The sequence below is a fragment of the Ghiorsea bivora genome, from assembly GCF_000744415.1.
Classification (GTDB): domain Bacteria; phylum Pseudomonadota; class Zetaproteobacteria; order Mariprofundales; family Mariprofundaceae; genus Ghiorsea; species Ghiorsea bivora.
Genome location: NZ_JQLW01000008.1, coordinates 44,963 through 70,761, shown reverse-complemented (window position 1 = coordinate 70,761; position 25,799 = coordinate 44,963). Strand labels below are relative to the sequence as shown.

Below are 25,799 nucleotides of genomic sequence, written 5' to 3'. Positions count from 1 at the left end.
TTAAATCGCCTCTCCTGCACGCACTTTCGTAATTAAAGCTTCCATGGATTCAGCCGTTACCTTTTCGTGATAAACATTATTTACCTGTACCACAGGAGCACCAGCACAAGCACCAGCACATTCCACTTCGGCAATCGAAAACAGACCGTCTTCAGTGATTTCACCAGGACCAATACCCAAAATATCCTTCATTTGTGCATACAATTCATCTGCACCATTGAGCATACAGCTGGCATTGGTACAAACTTCTAACAAATATTTACCATGTGGCTGTTCTTTAAACATGGTATAAAAAGTAACCACTTCGCGCACTTCCATTAAACGCAAGTTCAAAACATCAGCAACCATCTGCTGCGTTTCCATGCTTAAATAACCAAAATCTTGTTGCGCCATATACAATACAGGCATTAATGCAGACTTTGCACTCGGGTAGCGTTTTATCAACGCATCAATTTCTGCCAAGCGCGCTTCGCTAAACTTTGGCATCTCTGAAGCACTCATCGATCCACCTCACCAAACACAATATCTTGCGTACCCAAAATGGTTACCACATCTGCCAGCATATGCCCTCTCGCCATGTAATCCATAGCTTCCAAGTGTGCAAACCCTGGCGCACGAACCTTCATTCTGTATGGTTTATTTGAACCATCAGAAACAATATAAACACCAAACTCACCCTTAGGATGCTCCACTGCTGCATACACTTCACCTTCAGGCACATGATAACCTTCCGAGAAAAACTTAAAGTGGTGAATCAAGGATTCCATATCATCTTTGATGGTTGCCCGTGGTGGATTGGTCAATTTATAATCATCCACCTTGACCGGACCATTATGCTCTTTTAACCATGCCACACATTGCTGAATAATACGGTTAGCCTGACGCATCTCTTCAACACGAATCAAATAGCGGTCATAACTATCGCCTGTTGCACCCACTGGAATATCAAAATCCATTTTATCGTAAACATCATAGGGCTGGGTTTTTCGCAAATCCCAAGCCACGCCCGAACCACGAATCATCGGACCTGTAAAACCCCAGTCCAAAGCAGCTTCTTTATCCACAACACCAATATCTACAGTACGTTGCTTCCAAATACGATTCTCTGTGAGCAATGTTTCATATTCATCCACATGAACAATAAAACTCTCTGTAAAAGCCTGAATTTTTTCCAACAACCCTTCAGGCAAATCACGCGCCACACCACCTGGACGAATATATGCCGCATGCATACGCGCACCAGATACTTCTTCATAAAAATCAAAAATATCTTCACGCTCACGGAAGCAGTATAAGAACACAGTCATCGCGCCAATATCCAATGCTGCTGCACCAAGCCATAAAGTATGATTAAGAATACGCGTCAACTCTGCATACATCACACGAATATATTGTGCACGCTCGGGTGGCGTAATACCCAAAAGTTTCTCCACGCCCAAAGCATACGCATGTTCATTTGCCATCATGGACACATAATCTAATCTATCAAAATACGGGATATTTTGATTGTATGTTTTGTATTCAAAAAGTTTTTCTGTGCCACGATGCAATAAACCAATATGCGGATCAGCACGTTCCACTACTTCACCATCTAGCTCTAACACAAGGCGCAATACACCATGCGCTGATGGATGTTGTGGTCCAAAGTTTAAGGTATAGTTTTTAATCTCAGCCACGGTCAACCCCCGGCCATGTTCTTGGAATCAACACACGGTTTTCCAGTTTGTTTGGTTTGTATACACAGCGCCATTGCGCCTCATCGAAGAAAATCTCAGCATGCCCCACCAACGGGAAATCCTTACGCAATGGGTGACCCTCAAAACCATAGTCGGTTAACAAGCGGCGCAAGTCGGGATGATGATTAAAAATCACACCATACATATCAAAAGCTTCACGCTCAAACCAGTTGGCTGTTGACCACACTTCCGTCACTGAATCCAACATCTCACGCTCATTCACCAAAACTTTCACACGCAAACGCTTATTTTGCGAGACGGAAAGCAAATGGTACACAATTTCAAATCGAGGTGTTTTTTCATCATGTGATGGGTGCTCAGACATATCCACACCACACAGATCAATCATTTGCTCATAACCAAGTTCTGATTTCAGCACATGACACACTTCAACAATACTATCTTTATCAATGACTAATAATGGGCAATCAATACCCTCTTTTACCTGAGCAATCGCTTCACCAAACTTCTGTTGCAGTGATGAAAACTCAGACAGCACATTCTTTTCTTGTGTTAATTTTTCATTCATAACCATTACCGTGCAATCGTATTGGTACGTTTAATTTTTTCTTGCAGCTGAATAAAACCATACAACAAAGCTTCAGCAGTTGGCGGACAACCAGGCACATAAATATCAACAGGTACCACACGGTCGCAACCACGTGTAATCGCATATGAATAATGGTAATAACCACCACCATTGGCACAAGAACCCATAGAAATTACCCAGCGAGGCTCAGACATCTGGTCATACACCTTACGTAAAGCTGGCGCCATTTTATTACATAAGGTGCCCGCAACCACCATCACATCGGATTGGCGCGGACTTGGGCGGAATACGATCCCAAATCTATCCAAATCATACCTTGATGCACCTGCATGCATCATTTCCACAGCACAACAAGCCAAACCAAATGTCATCGGCCACAATGAACCTGCACGCGCACCATTAATAAGTTTATCTGCTGTTGTTGTGATAAACCCTTTGTCGAGAAGACCTTCTATTCCCATTGCAAAGCCCCTTTGTTCCAGGCGTAAATATATCCAACCAAAAGAATCAGTAAAAACAACATCATCTCGATAAATCCAAAAATACCGATTTGATCCAAGACCACAGCCCAAGGGAAAAGAAATGCTGTTTCTAAATCAAAAATCACAAAAAGAATCGCTACAAGGTAAAAGCGAACATCGAAATGCATGCGCGCATCTTCAAAAGCTTCAAAGCCACATTCGTATGCCGAAAGCTTTTCTGCATCTGGGCGCTGTTCAGCGACCACCATAGTTAGCATCAAAGGCATAATACCCATGCCTAATGCTATTAAAATAAATATAAAAATTGGCACATAATTGCTGGCCAAATAATCGAGCCCCATGCTATCTCCCTCACATTTTAACTATAATGTTCCTACAGACACCTTCTCTCGCGGTCGGATTGCTAAAGCAGAGACTTGGTTGTGTCAATTTTTTGTGACATACAACACGCTAAAAATATACATGTAAAAACAATAAAAATGCTCGGAAACACAAGTTTTAAAACATAAAAAAGGGTCTCACAAAAGTGAGACCCTTAATCAATATCTGTCTGGCGCTGAGGAGGGAGGGGAGGGAGGTAGCGCCAGACCCTGCGAACTATAAGACCCCTCTATGACTTTAGCGTGAAAGAAAAATTAAGATTTAATCATCTTGCAGAACGCCTTGTTTGAAACAAAGATTTAACATCCAAAGCTATCGCCAAGGTGGCTGGAATCGCAAATAACGTAATCAAGGTTGAGAAAATCAAACCCCATGATAATGCCAAAGCCATCGGTGCCACAAAGGGGTCAAAACCACCCCAGCCATAAGCTGTGGGTAATAATCCCACCACAGTGGTGATTGCTGTTAACATAACTGCCCGAAAGCGACGCTTACCGCCGTACACAATCGCTTCAAACCATGGCTTACCATCCTCAAATTCACGTTGAATTAAAACCGCCAAGACCAGCGATGAGTTCACCACTACCCCTGTTAGTGCCACAAAACCCATCAATGACATAAAAGACAAGGGTTGCCCATGTAAAAACAGCCCCACCACAATACCAATAACCCCAAAGGGAATCGCAAACATCACCAAAAACGGATAAGCAATCCGATTAAACTGAATCGCCAATATCACAAAAATACCAATCAATGCAAAAATAAAGCTAAAGACCAAACCTTGCACAGACTCATCGGTTTTTTCTTGTTCTCCACCCATCACATACTTCACCTTTGCAGGGTCTTGCGAACTTAACCACTCGCTATCTTTACTTTTCACCAAGTCATTCAGTGCTTTTGATGTGATCACACCTTCATCCACCTCTGCCGTAACATTTAACACACGCAAACCATCTTTATGCCTCAAACTTGTTAGTCCTGATACTTCCTTGAATGTCGCCACTTTTCCTAGGGGGACAAGGCCGCCTAGGCGATTCGGAATCAACAACTGTTCGAGTGTATGCACATTTTGTTGCGCCAGCTCAGGAAAACGAATGGTGACATCCACTTCTTCAACCCCCTGCTTCAAGGTTGAGACTGGAATACCATCAAAAGCAGCACGAACACTTGTTGCAATCGATGCCAAATCAATATTGGCATAAGCTGCCAGCTTCCGATCGACTTCAACATGTATTTCGGGCGAACCTTCGCGCAACCCACTTTCCACAGAGTGTACACCATCAATACTCTGCAACAATGCCATTAATGCCTGACCCGATTGCATTCTATCTGTATCTGTGCCTGTAATTTCAACTTGCAAAGCTCGCCCTGTTGGTGGACCACCTTTAAGCATGACATAATTAATATCTACATCAGGAAACTTCCCTACCAGCCCTGCTTTGACATCATCCATCACCGCATAAGCGGAAATATCCCTATGCGCAAAAGATATTAGAATGACTTTTAAGTAACCAAATCTATCTCCGATTTGTTTAAGTGACTCTTGCTCATTGGCAGCATTATCCCCTGCCACACCCACCGTGGTTTCTAAAAGCGCTTCTGGCACATGTTTTCGCACTTCTTTATCAAGCGCCTGTAATGTTTGACGTGTTTCAGACAACGAAGAACCAGCAGGCAAGGTAACCTGTAAATAAAACTGATCTTCAGCACCCGGTGGAAACAACTGAAACTTCACCACACCAGCCAAAGCTATCGAACCAATAAACGCAGCCACAGTCAAAGCAACTGTCACATAACGCAAGCGTAAAGCTTTACGCAATAAGAATTCATACATATTGGTTAACCAAACAAGCACCTTACGCTCTTTGGGGTGTTTATTAGGGTTGGCAAAGTCTGCAACGTGGTTTGGCAAGATAAAAATGGCTTCCAACCAAGAAAACATTAACAAAATAACCACAACAACTGGAATCGAATACACAAATTTACCAATAATACCATCCATAAACATCATCGGTAAAAATGCCACCACTGTTGTCAACACTGTCGCAGTCACAGGACCCAACAACTCTTGCGTTCCCTTAATCGCAGCATCTGTAGGCGATAAACCCTTCTCCATATGGTAGGTCGCATTCTCGCCAATAATAATGGCATCATCCACCATTAAACCCAACACAATGATAAAACCAAACATGGTCAATAGATTTAAAGTTGTACCCATCAAAAATAAAACCAACAAACCTGAAAAGAAGATAATGGGTAAACCCCAAGCCGTCGTCACAGCCACCGCAGGACGCAAAAACATAAACAATGTAATCAGCACTAAGACCAAACCAATCGCACCATTACTAGTCAACACATTCAAACGAACGCGTGTATTGATTGAGAAGTCTTTATATGCACGGACCTGAATGGCATCGCCATAATGTTTAGGAATCAAGGGCAAATAGGCACGCACATGATCGACAACATCAATAATGTCCGCATCCCCCTTTTTCACGACTGTAAAATTAATAGCAGGTTCACCCATGGCATCCACATACCGCCTAGGTTTCTCCAATGTTTGGGTAACATCAGCGATATCTGATAAATACAATGCCTGACCAAACTCATTGGCACGTATTACCAATGAAGCTGCATCCTTGGCTGATGTAAACTCACCATTGACTCGAATGGTTTTAATACCTTCTTGTGTATTCAGCTGCCCACCAGGTGCATTAACATTCCACCTTTTGATAAGTCCAATCACATCATCCGTAGATACACGATATTGCTTCATTTTTTCTGGCTTAAGCGTGATGCGAATCTCTTCCTTCCTATCCCCAAACACATTCACCTTAGATACACCCGGCAATGCCAGTAAATCATCTTCGATTTGATTGGCGATATGTTTGAGTTTTAATGCGGGAATATCCCCAAAAATTGAAAGTGAAATCACAGGTGTTTGTTCTGATTTAATCTCTTTCACAAAGGGGTCTGCAGGTAAATCATCAGGTAAAACCGCACGATTAACTGCTTGCTGTACATCAGAAACAAACCGCGAGCGGTCTGTGTAATTTGGATCCACTTGAATCAAAATCTCCATGGTTCCCGGATAGGATGTTGATGTCGTTTTCTTAATCCCATCAATACCCTTAAGCTCACGCTCAATTGGCATGGTTACCAACTGCTCCAACTCTTGTGGTGATGCACCGGGATATGCCGCACCAATCACCACCAAGTCAAAGTTCACACTAGGGAATGCTTCACGCTGAATATTCATTGCTGCATAGATGCCACCCAGCAGTAACATGCCCGACAACATATTCACCAAAAGCCCGCGCCTTACAAAAAAGGCAATCATATTATTCATTGCGCATCCCCTTGTGTTTGTCTTAATAATTCAGGCAACTCACCCACGGCTAAAGCCAACTTATACTCTGTCAAACCAAGGCTAACCCGCTGAATAGCTTCACGAAGCTGTGCTGCTCTTAAATCACCTTCAAACTGAATCACAGTAGACGTTGGCACGCGTCCTTTTTGATAACGCTCCATTTCTGCTTGGTACTTCTTCTTTTCAGCTTTCACTTGCGCTTTCGATGCTTTAAGCGTGATTTTAGCACTGTGCAAGTCATTCAAAAGCGTGGCAATTTCTGTCTGCAAATCCATCACAGCTTTGCGACGTTCAATATTAATACTCTCCAGCGCTAACACGCTCTTTTGCACCGCCGCATGACTACTTTTGTTGTCCAACACATCACTAAATTCAACACTGATGCCAATATATCTATCATGTACAGGGTTAAAACCTTTAGTAAAAGCTGTGCCAGCATTACCACTCAAAGCCCGTGTACCCACCTGCCCAATCAAGTCCAACTGATAATCATCCGATGTTTGTGCTAGACTTAACTGCGCTTCTGCAGCCTTATATTGTGCCGCTAATACTTGGAAAACAGGGCGTTTAGACTCTGCTTTAGCCAACATTTGTGATACGGATTGCAATTGAACCTTGGGTGAGGAAAATTTCACAACAAGCGGCGTACCAGCATCTTGATACATCAAACGATTGAGTGCGGTTTGTGCAGCGCGTTTCTCCGCTTTGGCTTGTGCCAATTGCAGCTTTCTTGCAGCTAGCAATGCCTCGGTTTGGTAGCGGTCTGCCTTTTCCACCAAACCAAAACTTTCCCGCTTCTTTTGATTCTCTAAAAGCTGAGCAGCACGGAACACCGCATCTTTTGCAAGTTTTAAAGATAAATCGCTCAACACAAACTGGGCATACATACCAATCGCCTGTCCTGCAATTTGCTCCTTAAGCAAAGCTATACGAAGTTTTGCTGCTTTCTCTTCTGCCAAGCTCGCTTCTTTTTGATACGTATAATTAGGATTCCCAGAGCCTGCAACCAGCGGGTAACGGTAAATCAAATCAATTTGGTGTTCATATTGCGGGTTGGGTTTACTTTGAAACTCAGGAATAACTGAAGCTGGATAAATCAATTCGGCACTATTATATAATAATGTCCCTGTTAATGTACTACCATCCTCAAAGGGCTGAACCACCTGACCTGAAACAAATGCCGCATTGGTTTCTGTAGGCGCAAAAGGATTGGTTGTTGGTGCGCTTTCATTACTCAAACCAATGCTTCCACCATATTGCATATCGAGTGCTCCATCAAGCTGTAAGCTATTGGCACGTTGAATATGCACCTGCACATTTGAAGCTTGCAAGTCTGGGCTTTTTGCAAATACATTGCTTAATACATCCGATAAGGATAATACTTTTGCCTGAACTGGTGTTTGCAACACAAAACACAAACAAGTCGTCATCCATATTTTTCCTACTTTGTTCACACTGACACCTCTTTGCTTGTTCACTATAGTAGATTTCCATGAAAACAAAAACATGTGACGAACATTAGAACAATAGTTGACATGGTCAACTATTGATTTTATCAACAATAACCCTATCGTTTGCCACTATGAAAGATTTCCAACCAAGCACAGACATAAAACTAGCTGCCATTATGCCCTTAATTGGACAGTTGATGTGTTTTATGCGCCAGCAGACCAGTCAAGCATATAAAGATTTGGGTTATGATATTACACCAGAAGCCGCACAGGCTTTAATGATCATCCAACATTTTGAAGGACTTACACAAACAAAGTTGGCACATATATTGGAGAAAGATAAAGCTTCAGTTACACGTTTACTCAACAGTTTGGTTCAATTCAACCTCGTAGAACGCATTCAAGATCATGAAGACCGCCGCATCATTCGTGCGCACATCACGCCAAAAGGTCAAAACATATTTGAGCAATTCATACCCAAGCTTCACGCCCTTAGCGACATGACTTTACAAGGCATATCTGATACTGAATTTACACAGATGATTAACACCTTGAATCAAATTACAAACAACATCAACGCGCCTTACTGTGATAAGTAATTAACTCTTTTTACTTTTGTAACCATGAAACATAGATTGCACTAGAGCCTCGCCATGTTGTTTAATTGCTACAAACACACCTATGATGTGCGCGCCAATTAAAAACAACATCAATTCAGGCAAATGATAATGAACCCATTTAGCAGCCTCTCCCAAACGCTCTGAAACTGGAATATCTAGTGCCCAAACTGGCCCCGTATACTCACTCCACCCTAACAATATAAGCCCTGAAGAAACCAAGCCTAACAAGCCAAACAATATGGCAAAAACCATAGCACCACCCAGCGGAGTGTGCCCCATATGGTATTCTTGGTGATCATTCTTCAATATCGCTTTGAAATGTTTAAGTTTTTCACTGATAGGATAAATAAAACTAGAAAATCGCGCGTATTTACTACCAATAAACCCCCACACTATACGTGAAATTAACAATGCCGTTATAATATATCCTAGGTACTCGTGCACTTCATCATAACCATATTCTGCTGTAAGATAGGCCGCCGTAAAACTTACAACCAAACTCCAATGAAAAACACGAACAAACAAGTCCCAAACTAATTCTTTCATCACTTACACCTTTTTACCAATGTTTATTAATTTAATCTTCCCAGTAACCATAACCTGAAATACGAATCCCACGCTCACCATAATTGCCTCGTTCTGCACCTGTATGACATGCCAAACAATTACTCAAAGAACGTACTTTCGGATTGTCTTGCACCATACGTTTTGGAATTTCATTGTGCTCACGTTTAAAATAACGCAACTCAGTAACCCGCAATGGCGCTTCGCCCCTGTTGAAACGCAACAAACGTTTACCTTTATTATCAGCAGCATACGTTTTTAAATATGCCAAGATAGACAACCTATCCTGCTCATTTATTTCTGCATTATCACCAAAATGATCTTCCAAGGCTTTGGGAGCCATCACTTTTTCCCATGAAGCACTGGGTAACAAATTGGGCTGATAAGCCATATGACAAGATGCACAGTCAGATTGGTAAAGCTTACTTTGTGGAACCTTCACATTACTTTGGCTAAAACGACTAAAAAAACCTTCATGTTCATCGCCATCATCATCTGCAATAGCTACAGATGACAAACTTAAAGATACAAAACCTATCAACAAGCAATTTAAATAATGTTTTTTCAAATCATACCCCGAAACTATATTTACTTACCAAAAGAGAGGGCATCATAGCCGCACATTATGCTGCTCATGTGATAGCAATCACAGCTAAGCACGTTCCATGTATTCACCTGTTTCTGTATTCACCCGAACCTTAGTGCCCGCTTCCAAATAAGGTGGAACCATGATGGATGCACCTGTTTCTAATACCCCTGGTTTATACGAGCTGGTTGCTGTTTGCCCTTTGATGGATGCATCACATTCTGTCACCACAAGGTTAACGGACTGTGGAAGTTTTACATTTAAAGGTCGCTCATCATGAAACTCCACTTCCACTTCCATCTCTGGCAACATATAAGGTTTGGCAGCTTCCACCATATCTTCGCCCAAGGCGATTTGATCATACGTTTCCATATCCATAAAGTTATACTGACCACCATCTTCATAAAGAAACTGCATTTTACGCTGGTTTAATACCACACGTTCAACCTTTTCTGTTGAGTTAAATCGTTTGTTGGTCTTGTTTCCTTTCTCAAGGTTACGCATTTCCAACTGCATACAAGCCACGCCTTTGCCTGGTGTTACATGATGAGTTTTCACAACCTTCCACAGGCCACCATCCCAGTCCAAAATATGACCTGTGCGAACCGAAGTTACATTAATAAGCATGGTGTTTCTCCTCTTTCAACCATCACAACCTTCTCAAAAACGGTGCCCATGGTATGTTTGCCATAATTAATAAAAAATGAAGCCTAGCTATTCCCTTGCTAGACAACAACCGTGAGGATGATTCATGAGCATAACATTGCAGGAAACATTTGACCGCTTCCTCCTTGATTTACAAAATCAAGATCACGCCGAACCTGAAAACATACGAAAAGCTGAACAAACCTTTCAGCTTTTCAGTGAATATTTGGTTTATTATTCTGATTTATTTCAACCAGAAGACATGGAAGAAGAGATTTCTGCGCAAGCCTGGGAAGAATCTTTAGATAATTTTATCAACAAACTTATGCAAGGTGAACATCAAGAAGACATCACACTTTCCTTAGATGAGCTTCCTTTAGAACGTATCACAGGCGAATACCTGCGTGATTTTATTGCTTGGCATTTGCTCCGCGAGCCTTCAACCAACTCGCTGATGGTACAAGAGTGCACTGAAACGCTATTAAGTTGGTTAGTATTCACACACCAACACCATTGGATGGACAGCAAAACCTTTGAATCCAGTAAACTTATTTTACAAGACACACTGCCTGATGCAAAACGCGCGGCTATTGCCGCCCACTTACTTTTGTATCATATCCGCTTGGGTGGGGGTGTATCACCACGGCTACGCGGTATACGTTTTTCATCTTTTAAAGAAGGACATGCGCGTATTGCACAAATCAATGCCAACCAACTATGGTTATCTTTTGATAGTGAGCCTGACAAACTGATTGGCCCGATTACTTTACCTGATGCTATTTTGCAGCAATTGCGTGAAGGTGATGTAATCGATATTGAGTTGGGGCTGCGTGACGATGTATGGAACATCGTTGATGTTGGTCCTGTATATCCTGCCGTTGTGTATGTTGCAGCAGAAGAAATGACATTACCCGACAAGCTTACATGAATGTACAACCACATTTGAAGCAAACAATATATAAGCGGAAATTTTTTCCCTAACTTCGGCCATTCATGCCGAAAGGCTGACAGTAACAAAACCATGAATCCTTTAAAAACAGTAGCTTAAGAAAAAACAAAGCTTGGCATTAAACATGCTCTTTCTTCCACATACACAGTTTCAATCGTGTTCGAGGAGAAAAATATGCAACGTGGTTTCTTTATTTCAGGTGTCGCAAGTACTATGGCTGAAAACCGCTTGGACAATATCACGCATAATCTCGCCAATGTGAACACTACAGGTTACAAAGCATCACGATCATCTTTCAAAACTGTTTTATCCAATAATTTAATGGCGACAGGCAACAAAGAGAAAACACCCGCATCTTATTTGAGCATGGGCTCACAATATATTGATACCAAAGCTGGAACCATCAAACAAACCAGTAGTGCCTTAGACTTTGCCATCCTTGCCGAAGGTTATTTCCAAGTGAAACAACAAGACGGCAGCGTTGCTTTAACTCGGGCAGGCAATTTTCGCCTTGATGCAGATAGCAATCTTATCACCCAAGGCGGTTTACCTGTTCTTGATAACTCAGGTGCACCTATCACTTTACCCAATGGTGAAATCACAGGCACCAGTGGCGGCGCGATTTATGTCAACGACATACAAGTGGCTCAGTTGGCTTTGGTTAAAGTGATTGACGACCAAAAACTACAACAAAAAGAAGGTACATTGCTACTCACCGATGCAAGCAATATCGAGCCTGCTGTAGGTGATGTTGTTGTGCAACACGGCGCACTCGAAGGCTCCAACGTCAACTCCGTGCTCGCCATGACCGAAATGGTTGCCACCTTAAGAGCATACGAATCAACAATGAAAGTTGTGGAACAATACAATCAACTGGCAGGGCAACTTAGCTCGAATGTCGGGAAAATTTCAGGTTAAGAGGTAAACTATTATGATGCGTTCACTATGGACAGCCGCAACAGGCATGGCAGCACAAACCACCAATGTCGATGTTATTGCCAATAATCTAGCTAATGTTAATACAGCAGGTTTCAAACGGGGTAGGGCAAACTTCCAAGACTTAATGTACCAGCAAATCAAAGCGCCCGGGGCGGAAGCCAGTTCTGCGGGTACACAGCTACCCTCAGGCATTCAAGTTGGTCTTGGTGTACAAACAGCAAGCATTGAATATATGTTTTCAGAAGGAAGCTTTCAACAAACAAGCAACCCTTTAGACCTCGCTATTCAAGGCCGAGGGTTCTTTGAAGTCCAATTGCCCAATGGAGAGATTGGTTATACACGTTCAGGTTCTTTAAGTCGGGATGCACAAGGTTTGTTGGTTACGGCAAGTGGTAATCCGATCCAACCAACAATCACCTTACCCAATGACACTTTAAGCATTCAAATTAGCCCTGATGGCACCGTCTCTATTGAGCAGCCAGGCACTATATCTACTGTGGTCGGTCAAATTCAAACTGTCGATTTTAGTAACCCTGCGGGGCTATCTCATCTTGGTAATTCTATTTTCCAAGCCACAAATGCATCAGGACAACCCCTTTCAGGTATTCCAGGTGAAAATGGGTTTGGTGGTTTAGGTCAAGGTATGCTTGAAATGTCCAATGTAAATATGGTTGAAGAAATGGTAAACCTTATCGCAGGGCAGCGTGCTTATGAGATGAATTCAAAATCAGTCCAAGCTGCAGATGAAATGCTACAAACAGCTAACGGTCTCAAACGTTAAACACCATGCTTAAATCCTTTTTCTTTTTGTTTATGTTATTGGCTGCCCATGTGGCTCAGGCAGAAACACCTGTCACAGCAAAAAATATTGACCCCGAAATGCAAAAATCTTTAACGGCATTTTTTGCCTCTAAACCATCGGCAAAAGGTGCTGTCGCTGAGCTTATTAATATTCCACGCTGGCCAAATACCACAGGAAAACTACGTTGGTCACTACCTAACCTGCGTTCGTTGCCATCCCGTGTATCATTGATTGCAGAACGTGGCACAGGAAAAAGCCTTAGACGTTGGTATGTTACAGCGCAGGTCAAATGGATGCGTAATGTTGTTACACTCAACCAGGATATTTCGGCACGAACTATGCTAGATAGAAGTATGTTACAATTAGAATGGAAAAACATTGCTGGCCTGCGCGGTCAAACATGGTCGTCTTTGTCAGATGTAGTAGGTTTAAAAAGCTTAACACGCATGCGCAGGGATGATGTGGTCGTTTCATCTATGGTCAAACGCCCTCCCCTTATTAAGCGTGGTGATCATGTGACGATATTGGTTACCTTAGGCGGTATTCAAGTCCGAGCCGAAGGTATTGCACTTAAATCAGGTAGCCGTGGCGATCGCATGTTGGTTCAAAACTCACGCAGCAAACAAAAACTACAGAGTATTGTACAAAATGCACATACGGTTTCCGTAACTATAGGAGGTGTATAATGTTCCTTACTTCAAAACCACACCTAGCCACTCGTTTAACTGCTCTTATTATTAGTATGATTCTGCTGAGTGCTTGTGGTGCAACAAAAAAAGAAGTTACCCAAGACCTAAACAAACCTATTGTTGATAAAGCGCTACAAACCGCCGTACTAAATCATACCAGCACAGGCTCATTATGGCACAATACAGGTGCAACCATGTTTACCGACCCAAAAGCCCACCAAGTTGGTGATCTCGTTATGGTATTGGTACAAGAAAATGCCAGCGCCACCCGCTCGTTAGGTACAAAAAAGAGCAGGTCTTCACAACATACTTCTAGCCTTAGCGCCTTATTTGGTTTGGAAAAAAGTATTGCCCCCAACTTTGACCCAAAATTGGCTATGGATACCAGCAATGATAAAAGTTTTACAGGCGCTGGAGAAACCACCAACTCAGACTCTCTTATTGCCAGTGTTACGTCTGTAGTTACAGAAGTTTACCCTAATGGCAACATGAAAATCATTGGTCGCCGCGAAGTAACCATCAATCAACAGCCTCAAGAACTCACTTTTACAGGTATTGTTCGTCCTTCTGATATTTCCGCTGAAAATACTATTCTTTCTGCACAAGTCGCCCAAGCTCATATCAGTTATGGGGGGGGCGGTTCTCTTGCAGCCATGTCCGACGAAGGCTGGCTTGGTCAAACACTTGACGCATTGTGGCCCTTCTAATGAAAACCATATTGAAATATATTACCTTTTTGCTCATGTCAATTTCTTTTGCTACTGCTGCACAAGCTGAGCGTATCAAAGATTTGGCTGATATTGAAGGTGTTCGAGCCAATGCATTGATTGGTTATGGTATTGTTGTCGGTTTAGATGGTACAGGTGATGACTCAACAACATCTCCATTTACCATCAATAGTATCACTGCCATGTTAGAGCGTTTTGGCATTAATGTACGTCCTAAAATTACCAAAATAAAACCTGAAAACATTGCTGCGGTGATGGTCACTGCAGAGCTACCTGCCTTTGCCCGCCCAGGGCAAAAAATAGACATCACCGTTTCAAGCATGGGTGATGCATCAAGCCTACGTGGCGGCACACTACTTATCACTCCTCTTTTAGGTGGTGATGGTCAGGCTTACGCTGTCGCACAAGGCAGCATTTCTATAGGTGGATTTTCCGTTTCAGGCAAAGCCTCAAGCAGCGTAAAAAACCATCCTACAGCAGGCAAAGTACCCAATGGTGCACGTGTTGAAAAAGCCGCACCGTCAGGCTTCTTTTCTGCCCAAGAAAAAGTAACTATTATGTTACGCGACCCTGATTTCACGACCGTGCGCCGCATGAAAGATGTTATCAATAAAAGCATGGGGAAAGGCATTGCTAAAGCTGTTGATGCAGGCACCGTCGAGGTTTGGAATGTACAAGGCGATGCAGTTGATTTGATTGCACAGCTTGAACAACTGGAGCTTCGCACCGATAGACCTGCCATCGTTGTCATTGATGAAAGAACAGGAACCATTGTTATGGGGCGAGATGTCACCATTGAAACTGTCGCCGTCTCTCACGGGAATATTAGCATTAATGTATCTGAAAGTGCTGATGTATCCCAACCCTATGGTTTCTCTGAAGGTACAACAGTTACAACACCTACCACCGACATTACTGTTGAAGAAGACCCTGCCAAACTCGTTGTCTTACCAAGACAAGTAACTTTAGCATCACTTGTCTCTGCCCTAAATACAGTAGGCGCATCACCTAGCGACTTGATTGCAGTGCTGCAAGCGATCAAAGCCGCAGGCGCACTGCATGCTGAGTTGAAAATCATATAATGCGTGATTTAGTTGAAACCGTCATCGGGCAAGTGATGAAAAAGCAGCCCACCATGAAAGCTGCAGCTCAGCCAACAAAAAACCTCGTGTCGCTAAAAGGCGTTCATATTAACCCAAAAACTGAAATTAAAGATCAAGAATTATGGAAGGTGAGTCGTCAATTTGAAGCCATATTTCTACAGCAAATGATGAGTGCCATGCGTAAAACAATACCTGAGTCAGAACTTCTACCTCGAGGTTATGCCGATGACATGTATGAAGGCATGATGGATCAAGCAATCGCTGAGTCAGGCAGCAAACAGGCACCTCTTGGTTTGGCTATGAGCATATATCGTCAGCTTGAACGAGACGAGCAAGCACAAGGCACACCGTCCATTCAAGACATTCAAAAAGCTACCGATAGTATAAAGAAGATGAATGTGGTCGATAATCCTACATTAGGAGGTATTTAATGCGTATTCAAGGTTCATCTGCGCCAACAGCAGCCAGCAAATCCACAAAAAAAACCAAAGGTTCTGCTGCTAAAACCAGCCACGATAGCGTGCAGGTATCGGATGCTGCGGGTTTACGTGAGCGCGCCAAAGTCATGTTATCAGACATGCCAGATGTACGCTTAGAGCAAATCGAAGAAATACGTAATGCTTTAGAACAAGGTACATACCAAATGGATCACAAGGCGGTATCCACCTATATTGTTCGTAATGCCTTGTCCGAACACTCTTGGGGGTAAGACCATGAATCATTCAACACCTGAACATCACATCAGCCAAATGCCAGCCATGATACGGCAAATTCTACAGGACATGCATACATGCATTACTGAACAAGAAAACATCATTCTTGAAGAGCGTGATGCCATGAAAGTATTTAATGCCGCCGCTCTGACTGAACTTGTTGAACGCAGGGCTCGCACCCAAAGTATTCTCGATGAATTGGAAAGCAGGTGCCAACGTCTTATGGGTTTAAGTGATAGCCAGCATACCATGGAATATTTAATTGATGCTTATGCTGATGATGAAGCAGACATGTTGCAAAACATGCGTATTGAATTAATGCGCCGTATGCAGACCTTAGAAAAAGATCACATTGAAAACCATTTACGTTTGCGCGCCGCTTGGAATGTAACCACCAGTATTTTACAACACATTGGTGCGGTTGATGTACCGCAAACCTACCAAAAAAATTATGCCACGCAGCAGGTATCCAGATGAGTTTCGCATCTTTAAATATTGCCGCATCAAGCTTACGCGCGCAGCAAAAAGCAATTGATGTATTGTCGCACAATATGGCAAATGTAAACACCCCTGGTTATTCAAGACAAAGTCCTAATATTGTTACCGCTAGCCCTGTAAGTATTGGCAACTTAAATTTAGGTCGTGGGGTAAACCTCAATGACATCCAACGCAGCGTTGACCCACTCATTAACAATGCCATGCGTGAAAACACTTCACAGTTTGCATTTTGGAATACAGTGACATCAGGTTTAACCACAGTAGAGAGTGCATTTGGTAGTTTGGATAACACGGGGCTATCAGCAGCTGTAAATGACTATTTTCTATCATGGCAGCAACTAAGCAACAACCCCCAAGATGTGGCACAAAAAAACAATGTCTTGAACAAAAGTGAGACTTTAACCACCCAGCTCAATCAAATGTATACCCAGCTTAGCAATGCCCAGCAAAGTTTAGATCAAGATATCAATCAACAAATTGATGCTGCAAACCTTAAAATTGATGCCATTGCTTCTTTAAGCAATCAAATTAAATCACAAGAAGCATCCCAACAAGGTGCATCTAGTGCAGCCAACGACTTACGCGATCAACGTGATGAAGCCATTCGTCAATTGGCACAAATCATCCCTATTCAGCAAGTGAATACGCAAGATGGTAATGTACTCATTCAAACCAAGGGCGGTGACATGTTGACCCATGATGGTACAGCACGCCACCTTCAGCGCGGTAATACTACGGGTGCAAATGGTTTCCGGGATATTGTTATCCAAGGAAAAAACGCACCCATTCAAGGTTTAGACACCGGCGGTTCATTGGGTGGTTTATTGGCATTACGCGATGGTAATTTTCAAAGTTATATGGATAGTTTGGATAGCTTTGCAGCCAACCTTGCCTACACCACCAACCAAGTGCATAGCAGTGCTGGTGGCGGAACTCGTGCATCTATTGTACAATCAGGGCAAGGTGCACTTAACCCTGCTCTTGCACTCAATGACCCAAGCCAAGGCGTTACATTTGCAGGGCAAGTACAAGCAGGTAGCTTTAGCCTGCATGTCTATGATGCAACAGGCACACCACTTACACCAAGCAGTGACTTCACCATCAACCTTGCCGCTGGTGCAACCATGAATGATGTTGTCACAGCCATTAATGCATCAGGTTCTGGTGTTACAGCAAGTGTCGATATTGCGGGCAGACTAAACCTTGATGCAGGTGCAAACACCATGGCATTTTCTAATGATACCAGCAACTTCCTTGCAGCCTATGAAGTAAATAGCTTCTTTCATGGTGCGACAGCAGGAAACATTGTCGTTTCACAACAGGTTCAAAACAATGCCAGCGCCATCAATACAGGCAGTATTGCTCAGGGTAGCTCATTAATATTTGCTGGTGACAATACCGCAGCTGTACAAATCATGAACCTACAAGACCAAGCACTGAGTGTAGATGGAAGCCCTGCCGCAAGTTTACATAGCCGTATTTCAACACTGTCTTCCCAATATGGGCTTGATGTTGGTCTCGCCAATCAGCAAGGCGCTTACCGCCAAGCCGAAGCCGATAGTCTCACCCAACAACGTGATGCCGTATCAGGTGTTAATGTTGATGAGGAGTTAATTGCCATGATGAAGTTTCAAAGGGCTTATGAAGCCTCAGCAAAAGTTATATCAACAAGCAATCAAATGATGGATTCCTTGATGGGGATATTAAGATGAGAGTAACCCAAAACCAAATGTACGATAGCCTCACTGTAGGTATCAATAAACAACTCAAAATAAAAAATGATGCCAATGCAGCGATTTCATCAGGCACGCGTTTTCAACGCCCTGCTCAAGCAGGTTTAGATTACAAAATATCTTTAGACTTACGCCATACCCAAAGCCAAATCAAAGGTAGTGTTGAAGCCTTATCTATTGCGGATTCACGCTTGTCTTCAAGCCAAACTATGCTTAATGACATCAGCAATGTGTTAACCCGTGCGCAAACCTTAGCTGTACAACAATCATCAGCACAAACCAGCGCTGGCGAACAACTCACCGCAGCTGTTGAAGTACGCCACTTATTAGATCAAGTTGCCAACTCAGCCAACCAAACATGGATGGGAGAAGCTTTATTTGCGGGTACCGACACAGGCGCAACAGCTTTTGTCCAAGATGCAACTGGGGCATACCAATACCAAGGTTCCAACCAAGACAGAACAGTTGCCGTGAATACCAATCAAAGCATTACTACCAATGTACGGGGTGATGAGCCTGCTTTCACCAATACGTTCACAGCACTACAATCTTTTATCACCGCTTTAGAAACTGGCGATAGGCAAGGTATCAGCAATGCCATTGGCAACCTCACCTCAGCAACCAATGAAGTCATCGACTTAACCAGCCGTGTGGGTGGGCAAATCAGTGCCATTCAAAGTTATAAGGCATCCTATAGTGATATGAGTTTTGCGATTGATAAGCGACTAAGTGAGCATGAGTCGGCAGATGTTGCAAAACTCGTGGTGGATATGCAAACCGCCGACACGGCATTAAAAGCAGCTTACACCCAAATTGCCAACTTAAAAAGTATGTCACTGGTAAATTATTTACGCTAATGGCTACATTTAAAAGGAGCCGCCGACTATGATGGTCATACGCCGAAAAATTGGGCAAGCCATACGTATCAATGATGATATACGCCTTGTCATACTTGATATCCAAGACGGGCGTATTACCCGCTTTGGTATCGAAGCACCCGAAGATGTAGCAGTCCATAGATTAGAAATTTATGAACAAATTCAGCAAGAAAATAAGGCCGCAATGGCTGGTGATGCACTAGCTTGGCTCAAGCAAGGTAAGTAATATGACAGCAATTTCTTCTCCCCTTCAAAGCTTTGTTCAGCCCAACACAATACGTGAGTTTTCATTCCCTAGAGGTTTAGCGGGGTTTCCTGATGCATCACGTTTTGCTTTTATTTACGAAGGCAAAGGTAATATGCTTTGTATGCAATCTTTAGAATATGAAGAGGCATCATTTATTTTAACCCCTTGGGACACCGCCCGCTTGGGTGAACCTCCAACATTAAGTAAAGAGCAACGCGCTTGCCTTAAACTTGATAAAGACGACCATATCATGTGGATGCTTGTTCTTAATCCTTTTGCCGACAAAACTTGGGTAACAGCCAACCTCAAAGCACCCATTGCCATCAACGAAAGCCAATCCATGGGCTTGCAATGTATCCGTAATGATACGGATTTAGAGCTGCGTTACCCTTGGATGCACCAACCTAACCTTACATAGTCTTGGCATGAAACTGCAAGCTCACATGCCCCTTATCTACCTTTAAGCGACTCCAACAAGCATAAGGCATAGACAAGTGTCTTGTACTAACAATAGGGGCTTGTAAAGCATGCGCAATCAACATGCGAATCGAACCTGAATGCGCGACCAATAATACATGACCATGTTTATGTTCTTGAATCAAATGATGCAAAAAGACTTGTATACGCTTGGAAAAATCCAACATCGGTTCACCATTGGGTGGTGTCATTGGTGTAGGGTCTTGTCGCCATGCTTGCAAAATGCCTGGGTATGCGTGTTCAATCTGTGCTGCAGTCAGCCCTTCCCAATCACCGTAGGATAATTCTTGAATCGCAGGCTCAACTACACAAGGAATATCAGCCTGTTCTGCCCATAAAAGTGCTGGCTCAGCACAACGTGACAGTGGTGAGCAGATAATCGTATCCACCTCACCTTGCAGCTGTTGCCATACCTTATCCATGGCTTCTCTCCCCGTTTGCGTTAAGTCTTCATCCAAAGCACCCCTGTATTTCACCCCACCTTGCAAGGCTCCATGTCGCAACAAATCAATGATCAGCATACCCTTCCTCTTTACCCTTACAGCGGCTATTATAAATAGGGCAAACATATACCAACCTTATGCACTTGCAAAAATATACTGCCAAAACTTGAATTATGGCAGTATATTTGCTTGATTATGCAATGTGCGTGTATGTTAACCCATGCCAAAGCAGCATGTTTTGCAAAGGAGTTGGATATGTATCTTGAACATTGGAAGCTGAATGATTTTCCATTCGACAATGTTCCGTCGTCACATTTTTATTATGAAACCGATGAACATCGTACCCTTTGTGAAGACCTTTATGATGCTATCATACGTCGACGAGGAGCCATTGTACTTACAGGCGAAATTGGCTGCGGAAAAACCACATCCACCCAACGCGTATTACTTGATTTACCCCAAGAACGTTTTGATATTGCTTTAATCAACTATTCAAGCTTATCCCCTTTAGAAATGTTGTTTGAAATTAGTCAACAACTAGGTTTGGGCATCGTTGAAAAAGATAAAAACATTCTTTTAACTGCGCTTAGAGAACATCTCAGCAAAAATGCCACGGAAAACAGAGATACCCTGATTTGTATTGATGAAGCCCAAAGTGTTCCTGACATCACCACCTTAGAAGAACTTCGTTTACTGCTTAACTTTCAACTCGGCGATAGGTTCTTGGTCACACTACTGCTTGTAGGACAACCTGAATTACAAGAAAAAATCGCGCAAATTCCACAACTACAGCAACGCGTCGCACTTAACCTGCATGTAGGCAAGTTAAACACACAAAATACTTTAAATTATGTATTACACCGATTACAAATTGCAGGTTGCGAGCGCCCTATTTTAACCAAACAAGCCATCATACTTATTCATCAGCATACAGGCGGTGTACCACGGCGTATCAACCACTTGATGGATCGGTGTTTGCTCGTTGGACAACGTACATCATCTGCATTGATTGATAGCAAATTGGTGCAAGCCACCATGCAAAGGTATCCAGGCTAATGACAAAGTATTTTGATTTATTACGCGCACACCAGCAACATAAAAAACATGCTACGACTGATGATAGTATTAAAGTCACAGAAGCTGCAAACACAACAAGCAACCAACATAACCCTTATGCCCAACAGGGCGAAAATCATGATTCCACATTAGAACCTGTGGTAACAACAGAGCTTCTTGATGAAGCAAACCTCCCTGAAGATGAACAAACCAGTCAAGCGCAAGAACTTAGTATTGATGCCTTACCAAATGAGGAAGAAAATACGCAAGAAGCTGTGAAACAGAAACCTATAACCGAAAATACGTCAACACATATACATAATTTTTCTGTTGCAACTTGGCTTCAAGAAGTGAGCCAGTCTTTGCAAACAATTTTCCAAGCTGCTGAAAAACAAGAAGCGACTGACTTAAGCACCTTAGATACCTCACTACAAAATCTCATGGAGCAACTTGAAGATAACACCAAGGTTTTGGATGCTTTGGAACTAGAAATCAGCCGTAATATTAAACAAATATGCAATACCGACTGCAGCGTGAATGATTTGGTTGAAAAATCCATCATGATGATGCTTTATACCATCAAAATAAGTTTACGCTTAAAACTACAGCACAACGCCATCGTGCAACATGCCAGCGCGGCGATGCTGCATCATATTGGTATGGCAATGGTGCCTAGTGAAGTCCGTCAAAAAGTTGGTAAACTGACCAAAGATGAACTTGCTTTAATTCGCCAAGCGCCTGAAAATGCTGTGAAATACTTAAAATCATGCCATGTGTCTCATGAAAATATTTTACTTGCCGCAGAGCAAGCTGCTGAACGCTATGATGGTAGTGGTCCACAAGGGTTATCAGGGCATGATATTGCTTGGATTGCCCGTGTTGTCGGTCTGTTATCTATGTTTGAGGCCTTGATTCATATTCGCCCCTACCGTCCGCGTTTATTACCACGTGATGCTATTCGTGAACTGGTGAACCGTCACAAAAAAGCATTTGACCCCATATTGCTCAAAGCATTGATTGAAGCTGTATCGCTATACCCCGTTGGAACTTTCGTTCAGCTTAACACTGGAGAAATTGGTCAGGTTATCATGGTGCACAGTAAATTCCCCTTGCGCCCTGTGGTTTACATCAACATGGATAGCAATGGTAACCCTATCACGGCTAGAGAAATCGATTTAAAACAACAACCCAACCTTATGATTCAAAAGTGCATGTATGAAGAATCATTAGGAAGTGATAATACTTAGTAGGCAAATATGGCCCAAAAAATCACAAAAAAAGAACTGGAAAAAGCATTGGATACTTATGCTAATCTGGTTGAAATGTACCCCGATAACGAGTCTTATTTGCAGCGGTACGCCAAAATGTTGCAAACCCTAGGTCGCGAAGCAACAGCAACCATCACCTTACAACATTTGCATGATATTATTGCTAAACGCTCACCCAAAGAAGCCAAGGCTTTTGCCAAACAACACCCACAAATTGGACGTATCTTGCTGGATGACACAGCCTTTGAAGATCATGATAAACATGCCATTACGGGGAAAATCATTCATGAGTTAACCAGTAAAATTTGGTTGAAAATACATCAGAAGAAACTCAAAGAAGGGCAAGCAATTTGTCGCGCTGAAGATTTAAGTGATACCCTTACACTTATTGTAGAGGGCAATGCTGATGCGTTTGCTATCAACCACGAAGGCACGCGCATTCTCGTAGAACATATGGGAGAACTCGATATTCTGGGGGAACACACCTTACTCAAACCCAGCACTATGGATATTGATGTTTTTGTATCTTCGCCAACCGCAAAAGTAGTAGAGATTCCCCGAAAAAAAGTTTCATCCATGATCAAAGGCAACCCACATCTGGATAAAATGCTTAAACAACGCGCTATTTTTCGCACACATGTACAAGCCCTTGCTCGCAATGATGTATTTCAGACCCTGCCTTTAAAACTCACCAAATACCTCGCAAGAAAACTCACTATACGCCACTTTGCAGCCAACACACTTATTTATGATTTGAAACAACCCGTGCATGGCATTGATATTGTCATCAGCGGGCATGTTTGTTATTTGGCACATAATCGCAATAAAGAAAAGGTGATGTTATCCCCTCTTCCCCCCTTATCCATTGCTGGAGACACCTCACTACACGGCGGTGAAACCACAAGTATGGCAGAGCTTGCTGCCAAAACAGATGCATCACTTGCACATATAGCGTTTGATGATTTATTAAATGTCAGCGTAGCTTACCCCCCGTTAAAAGAAAAACTGGTACAGCATGCCGATATGCAAAAAGTGAAGATGATGCAAGAAATATCCAGACTGTAAAATAGTAGGGGATGCCCCAGATAACTAGAAATAGTTATGGTGAGGGACAGCATGAGGAAGAGTCGATTAAGTCATTCAAAACAGCTACGGCTAATGGAGCATTTTGTAACTGGAAGTACAGCTAGATGTGCTTCTGAATTGGTGGGCTAAATCGTAAAACAGGTGTATATTACTATCACCGTTTGCGGGTCATGATTAGCACTGAAGTTAAACAAGAAACGGCTGAATTTCTAAGTGGTGAGATTGAAGTTGATGAAAACTACTTTGGCGGTCACAGGAAAGGATGCAGGTAAAGTGCCTGTTTTTGATTTGCTTAAAAGGGTTGGTAAGGTCTATACCAAGATTATATCTGATGCAAAATCATCAACTTTAATACCCATTATTCAAAGTAAAGTAAAGCCTAATAGCATCGTTTATATAGACTGTTGACTGGGCTATAATATGTTAGATATTTCTGAATTTAAGCACTATCGAATTAACCATTCAAAGCTGTTTGCACATAAGCATAATCACATCAATGGTATTGAAACCAAGCCAAACGTCATATGCTTAAATTTAATGGTGTTCCCAAAGCGCATTTGTACTACTTTTTGAAGGAATGTGAGTGGCGTTTCAACAACCCAAGTCCAAAGGAACAATTAGTACTGTTAAAACAACGGGTTAGAAAGTAAAATATTTAGTTATCTGAGACGATCCCATCAACAGTGAACATAAAAAAGGCACTGTATTTCTACAATGCCTTTGAAAACAAAACTGAAACCGTCTGCCCTAAGGCAGAACTCCTACAAAACTATTATTGAGGAACGACGTTTTCTGCTTGTGGTCCTTTTTGACCTTGAACTACTTCCATAGTTACTTTTTGGCCTTCTTCTAAAGAACGGAAGCCTTCAGAGTTAATCGCAGTGTGATGTACGAATACGTCATCGCCACCCTCTTGCTCGATAAAACCGAAACCTTTCTCGTCATTGAACCATTTTACAGTTCCTTCTACTTGATTAGACATGTATCTTTCCTCTTTCTTGTGTTACATCTTAAATTGCATTGTTTCTCTTAATAGTTACCAATCCTAAAACCAGCTTGTACTAAAATCTTACCAATACGAACGGCATGATGTTCATTTTATGCGCTAAGGTCAACATAAATCTTACAAAAACTAAAGACCGTGATTATGAATCAGTTGAAACAACTCCAAACGCGAGGATGGATTATTCAGAAATGCACCACTCAACTTGGAGGTTGTTGTTACTGCATCAGGCTTTTTCACCCCTCGGTAACACATGCATGAATGTTTACACTGCAAAATCACCGCCACACCCGCAGGCTGCAATACTTCTTCCATGGCATTATGAACTTGCATGGTTAACTTTTCTTGCACCTGCAACCGTTTGGCAAAGCCATCCACCAAACGCCCAAGTTTAGACAAACCCACGACCTTTCCATTGGGTATATATGCCACATGCGCCTTACCAAAAAACGGCGCAAGATGATGCTCACAATGGCTATGCACATCAATATCCGACACCATCACTAGTTCATCATAACCTTCGACTTCTTCAAAGGTTTTTTTCAAATGTTCCGACGGATCTTCTTTGTAGCCTGAAAAATATTCTTCAAATGCTTTAACCACACGCTTGGGTGTTTCCAACAAACCTTCACGCTCTGGATCTTCACCAAAATGCGCCAAGAGAGCTTTCACGTGCGCCATAGCTTCTTTATTTTTCGGGTCATTTACATCAAATTCATTGGGCATAATGCTCTCCTGCAAATATTGCCGCAACCATAGCTCAATGCGAAACGAATATAAAACGATACATTCTCTAAGTTTG

Annotated in this window: 30 protein-coding genes and 1 pseudogene; 18 read left to right on the top strand and 13 right to left on the bottom strand. The window is 42.5% G+C overall.

Translation table 11 applies throughout. The annotated features are described in order from the left end of the window. From DM09_RS06255 to DM09_RS06225, 7 genes are all read right to left on the bottom strand, one after another. Entirely contained in the window at positions 1–501 is a 501-nt protein-coding gene (locus tag DM09_RS06255) for an NADH-quinone oxidoreductase subunit NuoE family protein (RefSeq protein WP_038248779.1), read from the bottom strand. Beyond that, complete coding sequence (locus DM09_RS06250; RefSeq protein ID WP_038248777.1) at positions 498–1,676, bottom strand: NADH-quinone oxidoreductase subunit D; 1,179 nt, start codon at positions 1,674–1,676, stop codon at positions 498–500. Before DM09_RS06250 ends, DM09_RS06255 begins: the two co-directional genes overlap by 4 nt. Next, positions 1,669–2,265 (bottom strand): NADH-quinone oxidoreductase subunit C, encoded by a 597-nt coding sequence (locus DM09_RS06245; RefSeq protein ID WP_038248774.1) that lies wholly within the window; start codon positions 2,263–2,265, stop codon positions 1,669–1,671. The genes DM09_RS06250 and DM09_RS06245 overlap by 8 nt, the downstream gene beginning before the upstream one ends. 5 nt (positions 2,266–2,270) lie before the next feature. After that, on the bottom strand, positions 2,271–2,747 hold the full coding sequence (locus tag DM09_RS06240) for a NuoB/complex I 20 kDa subunit family protein (protein ID WP_038248771.1): 477 nt from the start codon (positions 2,745–2,747) through the stop codon (positions 2,271–2,273). Continuing rightward, a complete protein-coding gene (locus DM09_RS06235; RefSeq protein ID WP_198401656.1) occupies positions 2,738–3,094 on the bottom strand; it encodes an NADH-quinone oxidoreductase subunit A in 357 nt (118 codons plus the stop codon). The genes DM09_RS06240 and DM09_RS06235 overlap by 10 nt, the downstream gene beginning before the upstream one ends. Before the next feature lie 320 nt (positions 3,095–3,414). Beyond that, positions 3,415–6,498, bottom strand: a complete 3,084-nt coding sequence (locus DM09_RS06230; protein ID WP_038248769.1) for an efflux RND transporter permease subunit — start codon at positions 6,496–6,498, stop codon at positions 3,415–3,417. Then, positions 6,495–7,973, bottom strand: a complete 1,479-nt coding sequence (locus tag DM09_RS06225; protein WP_198401654.1) for a TolC family protein — start codon at positions 7,971–7,973, stop codon at positions 6,495–6,497. The genes DM09_RS06230 and DM09_RS06225 overlap by 4 nt, the downstream gene beginning before the upstream one ends. 173 nt (positions 7,974–8,146) lie before the next feature. Here DM09_RS06225 and DM09_RS06220 point away from each other — a divergent pair, with 173 nt between their 5' ends. Then, positions 8,147–8,569 carry a MarR family winged helix-turn-helix transcriptional regulator gene (locus DM09_RS06220; protein ID WP_157753626.1) on the top strand — a complete coding sequence of 141 codons (423 nt, stop codon included), beginning with the start codon at positions 8,147–8,149 and terminating at the stop codon, positions 8,567–8,569. Here the strand turns inward: DM09_RS06220 and DM09_RS06215 are convergent, their stop codons facing one another. From DM09_RS06215 to efp, 3 genes are all read right to left on the bottom strand, one after another. Next, entirely contained in the window at positions 8,570–9,136 is a 567-nt protein-coding gene (locus DM09_RS06215; protein WP_038248763.1) for a cytochrome b/b6 domain-containing protein, read from the bottom strand. A 31-nt stretch (positions 9,137–9,167) separates the two neighbouring features. After that, complete coding sequence (locus DM09_RS06210) at positions 9,168–9,722, bottom strand: diheme cytochrome c (protein ID WP_038248760.1); 555 nt, start codon at positions 9,720–9,722, stop codon at positions 9,168–9,170. Between the two features lie 84 nt (positions 9,723–9,806). Next, positions 9,807–10,367 carry an elongation factor P gene (gene efp, locus DM09_RS06205; RefSeq protein WP_038248758.1) on the bottom strand — a complete coding sequence of 187 codons (561 nt, stop codon included), beginning with the start codon at positions 10,365–10,367 and terminating at the stop codon, positions 9,807–9,809. 124 nt (positions 10,368–10,491) lie between these two features. On the opposite strand from efp, the gene DM09_RS06200 reads away from it, so the two are divergent. The 13 genes from DM09_RS06200 to fliW all read left to right on the top strand — a co-directional run bounded on the left by DM09_RS06200 (position 10,492) and on the right by fliW (position 20,082). Further along, positions 10,492–11,313, top strand: coding sequence for a hypothetical protein (locus DM09_RS06200; protein WP_038248755.1), 822 nt, complete (start codon positions 10,492–10,494; stop codon positions 11,311–11,313). Positions 11,314–11,508: 195 nt separating this feature from the next. Continuing rightward, on the top strand, positions 11,509–12,252 hold the full coding sequence (locus tag DM09_RS06195; protein WP_038248753.1) for a flagellar hook-basal body protein: 744 nt from the start codon (positions 11,509–11,511) through the stop codon (positions 12,250–12,252). 13 nt (positions 12,253–12,265) lie between these two features. After that, positions 12,266–13,054, top strand: a complete 789-nt coding sequence (gene flgG / locus DM09_RS06190) for a flagellar basal-body rod protein FlgG (protein ID WP_038248751.1) — start codon at positions 12,266–12,268, stop codon at positions 13,052–13,054. 5 nt (positions 13,055–13,059) lie between these two features. Further along, positions 13,060–13,761: a flagellar basal body P-ring formation chaperone FlgA gene (gene flgA / locus DM09_RS06185; RefSeq protein ID WP_038248748.1), complete on the top strand. Its 702-nt coding sequence runs from the start codon at positions 13,060–13,062 to the stop codon at positions 13,759–13,761. Further along, positions 13,761–14,471: a flagellar basal body L-ring protein FlgH gene (locus tag DM09_RS06180; protein ID WP_038248744.1), complete on the top strand. Its 711-nt coding sequence runs from the start codon at positions 13,761–13,763 to the stop codon at positions 14,469–14,471. Before flgA ends, DM09_RS06180 begins: the two co-directional genes overlap by 1 nt. 35 nt (positions 14,472–14,506) lie before the next feature. Then, positions 14,507–15,574, top strand: a complete 1,068-nt coding sequence (locus DM09_RS06175) for a flagellar basal body P-ring protein FlgI (protein WP_232507774.1) — start codon at positions 14,507–14,509, stop codon at positions 15,572–15,574. Further along, positions 15,574–16,026, top strand: a complete 453-nt coding sequence (locus tag DM09_RS11080) for a rod-binding protein (RefSeq protein WP_051938246.1) — start codon at positions 15,574–15,576, stop codon at positions 16,024–16,026. The genes DM09_RS06175 and DM09_RS11080 overlap by 1 nt, the downstream gene beginning before the upstream one ends. Continuing rightward, complete coding sequence (gene flgM / locus DM09_RS06165; protein WP_038248739.1) at positions 16,026–16,304, top strand: flagellar biosynthesis anti-sigma factor FlgM; 279 nt, start codon at positions 16,026–16,028, stop codon at positions 16,302–16,304. The genes DM09_RS11080 and flgM overlap by 1 nt, the downstream gene beginning before the upstream one ends. Positions 16,305–16,308: 4 nt before the next feature. Then, the gene (locus tag DM09_RS06160; protein ID WP_038248737.1) at positions 16,309–16,785 is read left to right on the top strand and encodes a hypothetical protein; all 477 of its coding nucleotides are present in this window, start codon (positions 16,309–16,311) and stop codon (positions 16,783–16,785) included. Next, complete coding sequence (flgK, locus tag DM09_RS06155; RefSeq protein ID WP_038248735.1) at positions 16,782–18,518, top strand: flagellar hook-associated protein FlgK; 1,737 nt, start codon at positions 16,782–16,784, stop codon at positions 18,516–18,518. The genes DM09_RS06160 and flgK overlap by 4 nt, the downstream gene beginning before the upstream one ends. Further along, positions 18,515–19,396 (top strand): flagellin N-terminal helical domain-containing protein, encoded by an 882-nt coding sequence (locus DM09_RS06150; protein WP_038248733.1) that lies wholly within the window; start codon positions 18,515–18,517, stop codon positions 19,394–19,396. The genes flgK and DM09_RS06150 overlap by 4 nt, the downstream gene beginning before the upstream one ends. Positions 19,397–19,424: 28 nt before the next feature. Further along, complete coding sequence (csrA, locus tag DM09_RS06145) at positions 19,425–19,643, top strand: carbon storage regulator CsrA (protein WP_038248731.1); 219 nt, start codon at positions 19,425–19,427, stop codon at positions 19,641–19,643. 1 nt (position 19,644) lies between these two features. Continuing rightward, positions 19,645–20,082, top strand: a complete 438-nt coding sequence (fliW, locus tag DM09_RS06140) for a flagellar assembly protein FliW (RefSeq protein ID WP_051938245.1) — start codon at positions 19,645–19,647, stop codon at positions 20,080–20,082. Here the strand turns inward: fliW and DM09_RS06135 are convergent. Then, positions 20,075–20,662 (bottom strand): histidine phosphatase family protein, encoded by a 588-nt coding sequence (locus DM09_RS06135; RefSeq protein ID WP_038248729.1) that lies wholly within the window; start codon positions 20,660–20,662, stop codon positions 20,075–20,077. The two genes, fliW and DM09_RS06135, sit on opposite strands and share 8 nt — an antisense overlap. Positions 20,663–20,839: 177 nt before the next feature. Between DM09_RS06135 and DM09_RS06130 the strand changes: the two genes are divergently transcribed. The 4 genes and pseudogenes from DM09_RS06130 (at position 20,840) to DM09_RS06115 (ending at position 24,644) form a co-directional block, all read left to right on the top strand. Then, entirely contained in the window at positions 20,840–21,640 is an 801-nt protein-coding gene (locus DM09_RS06130) for an ExeA family protein (RefSeq protein WP_038249143.1), read from the top strand. Then, the gene (locus DM09_RS06125) at positions 21,640–22,887 is read left to right on the top strand and encodes an HD-GYP domain-containing protein (protein ID WP_038248726.1); all 1,248 of its coding nucleotides are present in this window, start codon (positions 21,640–21,642) and stop codon (positions 22,885–22,887) included. The genes DM09_RS06130 and DM09_RS06125 overlap by 1 nt, the downstream gene beginning before the upstream one ends. 9 nt (positions 22,888–22,896) lie before the next feature. After that, positions 22,897–23,973: a cyclic nucleotide-binding domain-containing protein gene (locus DM09_RS06120; RefSeq protein ID WP_038248724.1), complete on the top strand. Its 1,077-nt coding sequence runs from the start codon at positions 22,897–22,899 to the stop codon at positions 23,971–23,973. A gap of 51 nt (positions 23,974–24,024) precedes the next feature. Further along, positions 24,025–24,644, top strand: a pseudogene (locus DM09_RS06115) (IS1595 family transposase). Positions 24,645–24,766: 122 nt separating this feature from the next. Here the strand turns inward: DM09_RS06115 and DM09_RS06110 are convergent. Next, positions 24,767–24,976, bottom strand: coding sequence for a cold-shock protein (locus DM09_RS06110; protein WP_038248722.1), 210 nt, complete (start codon positions 24,974–24,976; stop codon positions 24,767–24,769). Positions 24,977–25,126: 150 nt separating this feature from the next. Further along, positions 25,127–25,723 carry a GTP cyclohydrolase I FolE gene (gene folE / locus DM09_RS06105; RefSeq protein ID WP_038249140.1) on the bottom strand — a complete coding sequence of 199 codons (597 nt, stop codon included), beginning with the start codon at positions 25,721–25,723 and terminating at the stop codon, positions 25,127–25,129. Positions 25,724–25,799: the final 76 nt, after the last annotated feature.